Source organism: Streptococcus cristatus (assembly GCF_019685515.1).
Lineage (GTDB): Bacteria > Bacillota > Bacilli > Lactobacillales > Streptococcaceae > Streptococcus.
The window spans coordinates 825,826-838,843 of the sequence record NZ_JABFFN010000001.1; the positions used below are offsets into that span (position 1 = coordinate 825,826).

At 39.8% G+C, this 13,018-nt stretch carries 12 protein-coding genes; 7 read left to right on the forward strand and 5 right to left on the reverse strand.

Translation table 11 applies throughout. From position 1 onward, the window contains the following. Positions 1–22: 22 nt before the first annotated feature. The 6 genes from FOA33_RS04025 to FOA33_RS04050 all read left to right on the forward strand — a co-directional run bounded on the left by FOA33_RS04025 (position 23) and on the right by FOA33_RS04050 (position 6,767). Positions 23–1,999, forward strand: coding sequence for a peptide ABC transporter substrate-binding protein (locus tag FOA33_RS04025; protein ID WP_221160718.1), 1,977 nt, complete (start codon positions 23–25; stop codon positions 1,997–1,999). A 116-nt stretch (positions 2,000–2,115) separates the two neighbouring features. Then, positions 2,116–3,282, forward strand: a complete 1,167-nt coding sequence (locus FOA33_RS04030; RefSeq protein WP_084933381.1) for an AI-2E family transporter — start codon at positions 2,116–2,118, stop codon at positions 3,280–3,282. Next, positions 3,272–4,501 carry a tetratricopeptide repeat protein gene (locus tag FOA33_RS04035; RefSeq protein ID WP_221160719.1) on the forward strand — a complete coding sequence of 410 codons (1,230 nt, stop codon included), beginning with the start codon at positions 3,272–3,274 and terminating at the stop codon, positions 4,499–4,501. The genes FOA33_RS04030 and FOA33_RS04035 overlap by 11 nt, the downstream gene beginning before the upstream one ends. Positions 4,502–4,636: 135 nt before the next feature. After that, entirely contained in the window at positions 4,637–5,278 is a 642-nt protein-coding gene (locus FOA33_RS04040) for an amino acid ABC transporter permease (protein WP_000121159.1), read from the forward strand. 10 nt (positions 5,279–5,288) lie between these two features. Then, positions 5,289–5,918: an amino acid ABC transporter ATP-binding protein gene (locus FOA33_RS04045; RefSeq protein WP_221160720.1), complete on the forward strand. Its 630-nt coding sequence runs from the start codon at positions 5,289–5,291 to the stop codon at positions 5,916–5,918. A 9-nt stretch (positions 5,919–5,927) separates the two neighbouring features. Next, positions 5,928–6,767 carry an amino acid ABC transporter substrate-binding protein gene (locus FOA33_RS04050; RefSeq protein ID WP_221160721.1) on the forward strand — a complete coding sequence of 280 codons (840 nt, stop codon included), beginning with the start codon at positions 5,928–5,930 and terminating at the stop codon, positions 6,765–6,767. Positions 6,768–6,994: 227 nt separating this feature from the next. Here FOA33_RS04050 and lysS read toward each other — a convergent pair whose 3' ends face one another. The 5 genes from lysS to FOA33_RS04075 form a co-directional block, all read right to left on the reverse strand. Beyond that, entirely contained in the window at positions 6,995–8,485 is a 1,491-nt protein-coding gene (lysS, locus tag FOA33_RS04055; RefSeq protein WP_221160722.1) for a lysine--tRNA ligase, read from the reverse strand. Between the two features lie 138 nt (positions 8,486–8,623). Continuing rightward, positions 8,624–9,247, reverse strand: a complete 624-nt coding sequence (locus FOA33_RS04060; RefSeq protein ID WP_221160723.1) for a histidine phosphatase family protein — start codon at positions 9,245–9,247, stop codon at positions 8,624–8,626. Beyond that, positions 9,247–9,729 (reverse strand): aminoacyl-tRNA deacylase, encoded by a 483-nt coding sequence (locus tag FOA33_RS04065; RefSeq protein ID WP_221160724.1) that lies wholly within the window; start codon positions 9,727–9,729, stop codon positions 9,247–9,249. The genes FOA33_RS04060 and FOA33_RS04065 overlap by 1 nt, the downstream gene beginning before the upstream one ends. After that, entirely contained in the window at positions 9,729–10,571 is an 843-nt protein-coding gene (locus FOA33_RS04070; protein WP_221160725.1) for a DUF368 domain-containing protein, read from the reverse strand. The genes FOA33_RS04065 and FOA33_RS04070 overlap by 1 nt, the downstream gene beginning before the upstream one ends. Before the next feature lie 105 nt (positions 10,572–10,676). Then, positions 10,677–11,477 (reverse strand): glycoside hydrolase family 25 protein, encoded by an 801-nt coding sequence (locus FOA33_RS04075; protein WP_221160726.1) that lies wholly within the window; start codon positions 11,475–11,477, stop codon positions 10,677–10,679. Between the two features lie 155 nt (positions 11,478–11,632). On the opposite strand from FOA33_RS04075, the gene glmU reads away from it, so the two are divergent. Next, entirely contained in the window at positions 11,633–13,012 is a 1,380-nt protein-coding gene (glmU, locus tag FOA33_RS04080; RefSeq protein WP_221160727.1) for a bifunctional UDP-N-acetylglucosamine diphosphorylase/glucosamine-1-phosphate N-acetyltransferase GlmU, read from the forward strand. Positions 13,013–13,018 lie beyond the last annotated feature (6 nt).

Consider the following 13,018-nt stretch of genomic DNA (forward strand, 5'->3'; position numbering starts at 1 on the left):
ATTTGATTTAAAGGAGTGCCTTATGAAAAAACATATTTTTCTAACGGCTGCAGTAGCAGTGTTGTCCTCAGCACTACTAGCAGCTTGTTCGTCTGGTGGTAAAAATGCTAACCAACCTGTGACTTATACTTATGTCTTCTCATCGGATCCCGCAACTTTGGACTACACAGTTTCTGGAAATTCCAGTACCAAACAGGTGACTGGGAATGTCATCGATGGTTTGCTTGAGAATGACCAATATGGAAATCTTGTACCGTCTGTAGCAGAGGACTGGAGTGTTTCTAAAGATGGTTTGACTTACACCTATAAAATCCGAAAAGGGATTAAGTGGTACACTAATGAAGGCGAAGAATATGGTGAAGTAAAGGCTCAGGATTTCGTGACAGGTTTGAAACATGCTGTCGCTAAGAAATCACAAGCCCTCTATCTCGTACAGGATTCAATCAAAGGGTTGGATGATTATATTAACGGGAAAACAAATGATTTTTCTACTGTTGGAATTAAGGCGACAGATGATTATACACTTGTTTATACGCTTAATAATCCTGAATCTTTCTGGAATTCCAAGACAACGATGGGTGTTTTAGCACCAATCAATGAAGACTTTTTAGCCTCTAAAGGGGATGATTTTGGTAAACCTACTGATGTTACAAGTATTCTATACAATGGTCCTTACCTTCTGAAAGGTCTCACATCGAAATCTTCAATTGAGATGACGAAAAACCAAAACTATTGGGATAAAGGAAACGTCTTCATTGATGATATAAAATTGACTTTCTTTGATGGTCAAGATGCAGACTCTCTTGGTCGTGGTTTTGATGAAGGACACTACCCAGCAGCTCCGCTCTTTAAGAATTCTGCAAACTATGAGCGATTCAAAGAAAAATACAAAGACAATATTGTGTATGGTCAACAAAGAGGAGGTAGCTACTACATTTCAACTAATATTGACCGTGTAGCCTATAACCATACTTCTAAAACAACGGACGAAGAAAAGACATCTACTAAGAAAGCTTTGTTGAACAAAGATTTCCGCCAAGCCTTGGCTTTTGGAGCAGATCGTAAGGCTGCTGTCTCTCAAGTATTTGGTGATGAAGTTGCCCCTCGTAAATTACGTACTAGCTTTACACCTCCAACATTTGTTCAAATTGGGGATCAATCTTTTGGTCAAGTAACAAAAACAGAACTTGACAAGTTGGATACTGCTTGGAGCGATGTTAGCTTAGATGATGCACAAGATTCACTTCATAATGTAGATAAAGCTAAAACCAAACTTGAAGCGGCTAAGAAAACTCTTCAAGCCGACGGTGTTCAGTTCCCTATTCATTTGGACTTGCCAGTATCCTCTACTCAAACGGATTTTATACGTCAAGCTCAATCGTATAAACAATCAATAGAGGAAGCTCTTGGAGTTGAAAATGTCGTGGTTGATATCCAACAAGTTTCTGATGATGAATTGGGAAGTATGACCGTTCTTGCAACTTCAAAAGACAATATCGACTGGGATATCAATCCAAACAGTGGATGGAGCCCAGACTATGCAGATCCATCAACCTATCTTGATGCATTTGATCCAACATCTGGACCAACTCTTCTTGGAGCACTTGGTATTGCACCAGGATCAGATAGTTCAGCCATTAAGGCAGTAGGTTTGGATAAATACAAAGAATTACTTGATGATGCTAACAGTGAGAAAACAGATCTCGAAAAACGCTATTCAAAATATGCTAAAGCTCAAGCATGGCTGACAGATAGTGCTTTGATCATCCCTGTTAACTCTGATGGTGCCCAAATGCTTGTTACAAAGAAAGTTCCAGGAACAGGAGCAGATGGTTGGGTCGGCGATAAAACAGGCGAAAACAGTTATAAATATCTGAAGATTCAAGATAAGATTGTGACAAGTAAAGAAATGGAAGAATTCCGCAAGAAATTTGCTGAAGAAAAAGCAAAATCAAACGAAGAATACCAAAAACAACTATCAAGTCATATTAAAGATTAAATGAATCTCCTCAATAGAGGAGATTTTTCTTTTTGTCTATCTATGTAAGCACTTTAAAAAAGAGTTATTTTAGTCTAAAAATGGTATAATGAGAGAATAACAGAAAGGATGTATTTATGGAACATAAAGAGAAACATTTTAGCCTATCTTGGTTCTTCAAGTGGTTTTTAGATAATAAAGCTATTACTGTATTCTTGGTGACCTTGTTACTGGGCTTGAACCTTTTCATTCTAAGTAAGATTAGTTTTATTTTTTTACCAGTTTTAGATTTTCTAGGAGTTGTCATGTTGCCAGTTATTTTATCTGGTTTACTTTATTATCTCCTCAATCCGATTGTTGACTGGATGGAGAAACACAAAATCAATCGTGTTCTTGCCATTAGTATTCTCTTTGTTATAATTGGTCTCTTTATCATTTGGGGGCTAGCGGTTGCTATTCCAAATTTGCAACGTCAGGTTTTAAATTTTGCGAAGAATGTGCCGACATACCTGGAAGATGCTGATAAGGTTATCAATGACCTTGTAACCAAACGTTTGCCAGATGATTTTAGACCGCAATTGGAGCAGGTTCTTGCGAATATTTCTACTGAGGCGACGATGTGGGCGAGCAAAATCTCTTCCCAAGCCGTTAACTGGGTCAGCGCCTTTGTCAGCAGTGTATCCCAGGTTATTGTAGCGGTCATTATCGTACCTTTCATGCTCTTTTATCTTTTACGCGATGGGAAAGGTTTGCGAGATTATTTGACCAAGTTTATTCCCACGAAGTTAAAAGAACCAGTAGGACAAGTTTTATCAGATGTTAATAAACAGTTATCAAACTACGTTAGAGGGCAGGTTACAGTTGCTATTATCGTGGCGATTATGTTTATTATCTTCTTTAAGATTATTGGTCTCAGGTATGCTGTGACTCTAGGGATCACTGCTGGTATCCTCAATCTAGTACCTTATCTGGGTAGTTTTCTAGCGATGTTGCCTGCTTTAGTTTTGGGCTTAATAGCGGGGCCTGTTATGCTTTTGAAAGTGATTATTGTCTTTATTGTTGAACAAACGATTGAAGGTCGCTTCGTTTCTCCGCTTATTTTAGGTAGCCAGCTAAATATCCATCCGATCAATGTCCTCTTTGTTCTCCTAACTTCAGGTTCTATGTTTGGTATTTGGGGAGTTTTGCTGGGAATTCCTGTCTATGCCTCTGCCAAGGTTGTTATCTCAGCTATCTTTAACTGGTATAAAAAAGTCAGCGGTTTGTATGAAGAAGAAGGGGAGGAAATCAAGAGTGAACAATAGTCAACGCATGCTCCAAGCTTTGGATGAACAGGATTTAACCAAAGCGGATCAGTATTTTCACAAAGCCCTCGAAACAGATTCAAGTGAAGTTCTTTATGAACTAGCAAGCTATCTAGAGGGAATTGGCTTTTATCCTCAAGCAAAAGAAATTTACCAAAATATCGTTACAGAATTTCCAGAAGTGAATCTGAACTTAGCAAGCATTGCTAGCGAGGATGGCAATGTTGAGGAAGCTTTTGCTTACCTTGAGGAAATCACACCCGAAAGTGACTGGTACGTATCGGCCTTGGCCTTGAAGGCAGACCTCTATCAGTTGGAAGGATTGACAGATGTAGCACGCGAAAAGTTACTGGAAGCCTCAAATTACTCAGATGATGCCTTATTAGTTTTTGGTTTGGCTGAGTTGGATAGTGAGTTAGGAAATTATCAGGAAGCGATTCAGGGCTATGCTCAATTAGACAATCGCTCCATCTATAAGCGAACGGGCGTATCAACCTATCAACGAATTGGCTACGCTTATGCCCAGTTAGGCAAGTTTGAAGCTGCAACTGAATTCTTAGAAAAAGCCTTAGAACTAGAATACGATGACCAAACTGCCTTTGAACTGGCTAGTCTTTACTTTGATCAAGAAGAGTATCAAAAATCTGTTCTTTACTTTAAGCAGATTGATACCATTTCACTAGATTTTGAAGGATATGAGTATGGTTACAGTCAAGCCTTGCATAAGGAACATCAGGTGGAAGAGGCCCTTCGTATCGTTAAAAAAGGACTGGAGAAAAATCCATTTGAAACCCGTCTCTTGCTAGCTGCTTCTCAGTTTTCGTATGAATTGCATGATCCTAGTGCTGCAGAGCAGTTTCTCCTTACTGCTAAAGAAGATGCAGAGGATACAGAAGAAATTTTTCTTCGCCTCGCAACCATTTATATGGAACAAGAGCGGTATGAAGATATCATCGCTCTCCAAAGTCAAGAACCTGAAAATCTCTTGACCAAGTGGATGATTGCCCGTTCTTACCAGGAAATCGAGGATTTAGATAAGGCCTATGAGCTCTATCAAGAACTGTCATCTGACCTCAAGGACAATCCCGAGTTTTTAGAGCAATATACTTATCTCTTGCGTGAATTGGGATATTTTGAAGAAGCAAAGGTACAAGCTGAAACCTATTTAAAACTAGTTCCAGATGATGTTCAGATGCAAGAACTCATAGAAACACTTTAAAAGTTATCTCTCTAAAAACGTATCTGTCAATTTGGCAGATACGTTTTTTGGAAGAAATAGAATTTTTTTACAATTACTCTTGCTAAATTGTTTATTTATGCTATAATAGGAACAATTATTTTTAGGAGGTGCAGTATGTCTTATATGTTTGAGATATTACCAAGTTTGTTAAACGGTGCAAGTATGACACTTCAGGTCTTTGCTCTGGTTTTAATTTTTTCAATTCCCTTAGGTATTGTCGTTGCCTTTGCTTTGCAAGTCCGTTGGAAACCCCTCCATTATCTCATTGACCTTTATATTTGGGTAATGCGAGGGACTCCTTTGCTCTTGCAATTAATCTTTATTTACTATGTTCTTCCTAGCATTGGGATACGTTTAGATCGTTTGCCTGCTGCTGTAATCGCTTTTGTATTGAACTATGCAGCCTACTTTGCAGAAATCTTTCGTGGTGGAATCGAAACCATTCCAAAAGGGCAGTATGAAGCTGCAAAAGTGTTAAAATTTAGCTCCTTTGATACAGTTCGCTATATCATCCTTCCTCAGGTTACAAAGATTGTCTTACCGAGTGTTTTTAATGAAATTATGAGTTTGGTCAAGGATACTTCTTTGGTCTATGCTTTGGGGATTTCAGATTTGATTTTGGCTAGTCGTACAGCAGCCAATCGAGATGCCAGTCTTGTTCCTATGTTTTTAGCTGGAGCGATTTATTTAATCATGATTGGTCTTGTAACCATTGTAGCGAAAAAACTTGAGAAGAAGTACAGTTATTACAGATAGGAGGATTGTTATGTTAGAATTACGAAACATCAATAAAGCCTTTGGTGGCAAACAAATCTTAACCAATTTTAGCCTATCAATTCCTGAAAAGCAAATCCTCGCAATCGTAGGTCCATCAGGAGGTGGAAAGACCACCCTGTTACGTATGCTAGCTGGATTGGAAACTATCGATTCTGGGGAAATCTACTATAACGGAGAATCGCTAGCTATAGACGAACTAGAAAAGCGCAATCTTCTGGGATTTGTTTTCCAAGATTTTCAACTCTTTCCGCATTTGTCAGTTCTAGAAAACTTAACTCTGTCGCCCATAAAAACCATGAGCATGGAGAAGGAAGTTGCTGAGAAGAAGGCGCGTGGTTTGTTAGAACAACTTGGGTTAGCTGGGCATGCAGATGCCTTTCCTTTCTCATTATCTGGTGGGCAAAAACAACGGGTGGCCTTAGCACGCGCCATGATGATAAATCCAGAAATTATTGGATATGATGAACCTACATCGGCCTTAGACCCAGAATTGCGATTAGAAGTGGAAAAACTTATCCTTCAAAATAAAGAGCGTGGGATGACCCAGATTGTTGTGACGCACGACCTTCAGTTTGCAGAAAATATTGCTAATCAGATCCTTAAGGTTGATCCAAAGTAGGAGGTGTCTATGAAGAGAAAGAAAATTACCCTTGTACTTGCTCTGTTCTTTAGCTTCTTCCTGACGGCTTGTACTCAGAAGGTGAGTGATCCAAATCAGGATAACTGGGCCAAATATCAAAAGCAGGGTAGCATTACCATTGGCTTTGACAATACCTTTGTTCCCATGGGATTTGAGGAAAAGAATGGCCAGTACGCGGGCTTTGATATTGACCTAGCCCAAGCTGTCTCTGAAAAGCTAGGAATTCAGATTAAATTTCAACCCATCGACTGGGATATGAAAGAAACCGAACTACAAAATGGTACCATTGATGCCATCTGGAATGGCTATACAGCTACAGATGAACGGAAAGAGAAGGTTGCCTTTACTATTCCTTACATGGAAAATCAACAAGTTTTGGTCTCTAAAAAGTCTCAAAATATCCACTCAATTCAGGATATGACAGACAAAGTTTTAGGGGCCCAGGCTGGATCTTCTGGCTATTTGAATTTTGAAGGACAACCAGAACGACTCAAGAACCGAGTGAAAGACCAGAAGGCTAATCAATACCAAAGTTTCAATGAAGCCTTAATTGATTTGAAAAATGACCGGATTGATGCCTTGTTGATTGACCGGGTATATGCCAATTATTATCTCCAGTCTGAAGGGATATTAAATGACTACAATATCTTTTCAGCAGGGTTTGAAAGTGAAGCTTTTGCAGTTGGTGTAAGACCTGCTGATAAAACTTTGTTAGCCGCTTTGAACCAAGCCTTTATCTCACTATACCAAGAAGGAAAATTCCAGGAAATCAGCCAGAAATGGTTTGGAGAAGATGTAGCCACCAGTCAAGTTAAAAATCAAGAATAAGAAAAGAGATTGAGTTTTTCCTCAATCTCTTTTTGCATCACAAAATCCTCTGGCAAGTACCAGAGGATAAGAGTTTATACTCAATGAAAATCAAAGAGCAAACTAGGAAGCTAGCCGCAGGCTGCTCAAAACACTGTTTTGAGGTTGTAGATAAGACTGACAAAGTCAGGAACATATATCTACGGCAAGGCAACGCTGACGTGGTTTGAAGAGATTTTCGAAGAGTATTATTTCATTGTTGGGAAGAGCAATACATCACGGATAGTAGTTGTATCAGTGAGGAGCATGCAGAGACGGTCGATACCGATACCCAAACCACCTGTTGGTGGCATACCGTATTCAAGAGCCTCGATGTAGTCGTAGTCGATACCTGTTGCCTCATCATCACCAAGTTCTTTGGCTTTAGCTTGGGATTCGAAACGGCTAAGCTGGTCGATTGGGTCGTTCAACTCAGTAAAGGCGTTACCGTATTCCTTGGTCATAATGAAGAGCTCAAAGCGGTCAGTAAAGCGTTCGTCTTCAGGGTTTTTCTTAGCGAGTGGAGAGACAGCTACTGGATGACCGTAGACAAAGGTTGGTTGAATCAAGGTTTCTTCGACAAATTCTTCAAAGAAAGCATTGATGATGTGACCAACTTCAGTGTAGTGTTTCTCAACTGGAACTTTCTTCTCAGCAGCGATAGCTTTAGCTTCTTCGAAAGTCATGTCTTGCCAGAAATCTACACCAGTAATTTCTTTGATAGCATCCACCATGTGAACACGTTTAAATGGTTCGTTGATTTTGATTTCAGTTCCTTGGTAGTTGACTGGGCCGTCACCTTTAACAGCTTTAGCAGCATGTTGGATAATGCCTTCAGTCAAGTCCATGATGTCTTGGAAGTCTGCATAAGCTTGGTAAACTTCGATAGAAGTGAACTCAGGGTTATGTGTAGCATCCATTCCTTCGTTACGGAAGATACGGCCAATTTCATAAACACGTTCCATACCACCAACGATAAGGCGTTTCAAGTGAAGCTCAGTCGCAATACGAAGCACCATGTCAATGTTTTGTGCATTGTGGTGAGTGATAAATGGACGAGCAGCAGCACCACCGGCTTCATTATGAAGAACAGGTGTTTCCACTTCAAGGAAACCTTTTTGGTCTAGATAACGACGGATTTCAGAGATGATTTTTGAACGAGTGACAAAACGTTCAAAGCTTTCACGGTTAGAAATCAAGTCAAGGTAACGTTTACGATAGATGGTTTCAACGTCAGTCAAACCGTGGAATTTCTCTGGAAGTGGGCGAAGTGCTTTAGACAAGTGTGTAATGTGAGTTGCCTTGATAGAGAGCTCTCCCATATCTGTACGCATGACTTCACCTTCGACACCGAGGAAGTCACCGAGGTCAGCCTTCTTAAAGATTTCGTAGTTTTCTTCACCAACAGCATCTTTACGAACGTAGATTTGGATTTGACCTTCTCGGTCTTGAAGATGGGCAAAGCCGACTTTCCCTTTTCCACGTTTGGTTACTAAGCGTCCAGCGATAGTAGCAGTTTCATTTAATTCATGTAATTGTTCTTTATCAAGTTCTGCAAATTTGTCTTTTAGTTCTTGAGAGTTAGCAGTACGTTCAAAACGTTTTCCGAAGGGATCGATTCCTTGTTCACGGAGCGCAGCCATTTTTTCACGGCGAACGATCTGCTGGTCATTTAGTTCTTCCATATGTTCTGTAGACATGGGTTCCTCCTAATTTTACTCAAAATTTGATACGATGAGTCATTTTTTGCGATACTCCCATTTTATCATAAATAGCAGAGAAATTCACGGATATTCTTTGAAAACTAAAAAGAACTTGACTATTAAGATCAAGTTCCATTATTTTTCTTGATAGGAAGTGTCATTCCACCTTTCCAGAGTGAAGGTTTCAAAATCATCGGTCTCTAAAACTGTCAGACTAGCATTGGCCAAGCCTCCTTCTTTGCGGAGGTGAGCTTCTTTATAGCCTAAAAGTGTACGAAGGCTAGCAGTGAGATTTGCCCCATGCCCAACGATCAGAATGTTTTCAGCCGGACTTCCTTTCAGAGATTTGATAAATCGAATAGTTCGCTGAGTCGTAGAGTAGAGAGATTCGGCTTCAAACATCTTCGTATCAAACTGAGCCAGATTAGAGCGAAAGGCCTTGATTTGTTGTGGGTAGATGGCATTGAGCGTAGCGATTTTTAATCCCTCTAGTTTGCCAAGTTGCCATTCACGTAGGTCTGGAATACTTTCTAATGAACAAGGTTTCTGGAGTTGACTTTGAATAATTTCAGCAGATTTAACCGTTCTGGGTAAATCACTAGAATAAATCGTATCAAAAGGAACTTCCTTAAGATACTGCCCCAGTTGTTTTAGTATGTCAACGGACTCTGGAAGAAGGGGAGAATCACCGCTAGCACCTTGAAAACGTCCTTCAAGATTCCAGACAGTTCGACCATGACGGACAAAATAGAGTTTCATCAGTTGTTTTCCTCCAAGAGATCAGCAAAATCTGCTTTTACAAAACTGGCTAAGTCTTGAGGTCGGATGATAATACTGTGCCCGACTTCTCCAGCCGAGACAATCATTTTATCCAAATCCAAGGCTTTTTGATCAATAAAAATAGGATAGTTGTGTTTTTGGCGAATACCGACGGGGTTATTTGCCCCATGAATATAGCCTGTCGTTTTTTCTAGGTCTTTTTGTGGAATCATACTCACTTTTTTATTACCAGAAACCTTTGCTAATTTTTTTTCAGCGAGGTGTTCTGTTATGGGGACGATTCCGATAATTGGGCCTGTCTTGTCCCCCAGCAGAGCCAAGGTTTTAAAAATATGTGTTCGATCATATTCCGAAGGAAGTTCACCCTCAAGCGCATTGATTTGAATCCCTGTGTGCTCAATTCCTGCCTTGGTCAAGATTTGTTCGACCAAGGTTTTCTTAATCTTAACTTTCTTTGCCATTATTTATACTTATCCTCCAATTGACTCATCCAGATACCAAGCCAAATGCCAAGTGCAAAGAAGAAGGCGATGAGAACATAGCTTACGATGGAAAGTCCAGTGTATTGGATACTTTCAGCACTTCCAGCATTTGGAATCAAAATCAAGAGGGTGCTTGATAGCACAATTCCAATAATAAAGTGATAAACACGGGAGTGGTAGTTGTTCAAGGCATGGTCCATTAATTTTGAAAAAACGATGAGAGTTGCACCCGCACCAATCCCGATAGGAAGGAAGGTACCAAATAAATCAAAGGTCTTAAAGCCAGTTAACATTGGAGCGTACAGTCCTAAAATCAAGAGTAGATTTGATGGACTTAAACCAGGTACCAAGACACCAAGAGCTAAAAGAACACCCGCTAAGATGAAACTAGCGAAACTGGCGCTGAGAGAACCAACAACAAAGTTTAGCGCGTAGAGCCCTAGTCCTGAAAGGATAAAGGTGGTCCAGAACCAGACTAGGTCAACCTTATCACGATCAGATTCTCGAGTAGATTCTTTAAGGAGACTAGGAACTGTACCAATGATAGCTCCAGCAAAGCTCCATAAAACATAGATTTGGTAATTTTCTAGCAAATACTCGATCGGATAGGAAAACAAACCAATACCTAGCAACATCCCAATAGCTACTGGGATAAAGTATAGGACATTCTCTTTAAAATCCTTAAAGGGATGAGCAAGAAAGCCAATCATTCGCTCGTAGATCCCCAAAATCGCTGCCAGAACACCACCAGAAATTCCAGGTAGGATAAATCCTAAGGCGATGACGATTCCTTTAATAACTCTTGCAATCCATGAAAACATATTAGACTCCTTAATTTCATAAATTTCTTTTTCTATCCTATCAATTATAACACAGACGGCAAAAAAATGAAAAAGCAAGTGAAAAAGTTGCGATTTTCACTTGCTTTATGGTCTTAAAAATAGCTTTCTGAAGGTTTCTTCTTTTTCCTTATCAGTAGAAATGAGATTGATGTCTAGGTGATGTTCAAATCCTGCAATTTTTCCTTTGGAAGTATACTGATGGAGGTCATAGTCTAAATCAGTATTGGGTGTGGCCTCAAAGTAGCCTGAGTCTGTCCCATAAGAAGGAATCCAAACAGCGGAGAAATTCTTCGTATTGATGCTATGTTCTTGCATGAAATAAACACCAATGTAAATCCCGATATTTTTAGCGCCCAGCGATTCAAGTTTAGCCCGAAAAGCTTCGACTCCGTCATTCATATCGGCCATTGTTTTTTCCTCAACGTCAAGCCAGTAATAACTAGGATTATATGGAGAAGCAGAATTGTAGAAAACTTCAGCCGCTTTTTCCATTTCTTCTTTGTTCGTACCAGCTAGATAAGCATAAACGGCTACGGGGACATTGCGCTTTTGAAATTCTGAAATGTGATTTTTATAGGATTTATCAACCCCGTTGATAAAGGCTGCATCATTTGCTTCCGTGTGTTGAGTACCACTGTGCACACGAACAATAGCTCCAGAAATATTTTGAGATAAAATATCGTAGTTTATCTCCTCCGGTCTTTGCCAACCAGAAATGTCAATAATGGGTTTATCAAGATTATGCAAGGCCTGGTTTTCAACTTGGACAGTGTTGCTTTTTGACTTGACCGAATGGTCTTCATAAGCTGGTTTATTAAAGATTAAAATAGCTATAACAATGGTGAATAGACTAAAAATAATAGCTGGATGAATCTCTTTTCTCATATCTAATTAGTTTAACGTAAATAGATAAAAAAATCAAAGAAAACGTTGAAAAGATGAATGAACTAGCATGTTTTCCCCTATTTCTCTGTTTGTTTACTCCTAAGGAAGTAAATTATGGTATAATATAAGGGAATTTTTACAGAAAAGAGAATAGTATGTCAAATTATGCCATTATTTTAGCAGCGGGTAAAGGTACTCGCATGAAATCAGATCTTCCAAAGGTACTTCATAAGGTAGCAGGAATTTCGATGTTGGAACATGTTTTTCGTAGTGTTGGTGCTATTCAACCTGAAAAAACAGTCACTGTTGTGGGACACAAGGCGGAGCTAGTTGAGCAAGTCTTGGCTGGACAGACAGACTTTGTCACTCAATCGGAACAACTGGGCACAGGGCATGCTGTAATGATGGCAGAACCCATTCTCCAAAACCGCTCTGGGCACACCTTGGTTATCGCTGGAGATACTCCTCTGATTACAGGTGAAAGCTTGAAAAATCTCTTGGATTTCCATATCAATCACAAAAATGTGGCGACTATTTTAACGGCTGAAGCAGCAGATCCTTTTGGGTATGGTCGTATCGTCCGTAACGATAATGCTGAAGTTCTTCGCATTGTGGAGCAGAAAGATGCCACAGACTTTGAAAAGCAAATTAAGGAAATCAATACAGGAACATATGTATTTGACAATGAACGTCTTTTTGAGGCCCTTAAAAACATCAACACCAACAATGCCCAAGGTGAATACTATATTACTGATGTGATTGGTATTTTCCGTAACGCAGGTGAGAAGGTTGGCGCCTATACTCTCAAGGATTTTGATGAAAGTCTTGGAGTAAACGACCGTGTGGCTCTTGCCACTGCGGAAGTAGTGATGCGCCGCCGTATCAATCAAAAGCACATGGTTAATGGTGTTAGCTTTGTCAATCCTGAAGTGACTTACATTGATATTGATGTCGAGATTGCACCTGAAGTTCAAATCGAAGCCAACGTTACCTTGAAAGGTCAAACGAAGATTGGGTCGGAAACTGTTTTGACAAATGGAACTTATATCGTAGATAGCGCTATCGGAGCTGGAGCTGTGATTACAAATTCCATGATTGAGGAAAGTACAGTTGCAGATGGTGTGACAGTCGGTCCGTATGCTCATATTCGTCCAGGCTCAAGTCTTGCTTCTCAAGTTCACATTGGAAACTTTGTTGAAGTAAAAGGATCTTCAATCGGTGAAAATACTAAGGCAGGTCATTTAACCTATATCGGAAACTGTGAAGTGGGTAGCCATGTTAACTTTGGTGCAGGTACGATTACAGTTAACTACGACGGGAAGAATAAGTACAAGACTGTCATTGGCAACAATGTCTTTGTTGGATCAAACTCAACCATCATTGCTCCAGTAGAACTTGGTGATAATTCACTAGTTGGAGCTGGTTCAACGATTACAAAAGATGTTCCAGCTGATGCCATTGCTATTGGACGTGGACGTCAAGTTAATAAAGATGAATATGCATTACGTTTGCCTCATCATCCTAAGAATCAGTAGGAGTCT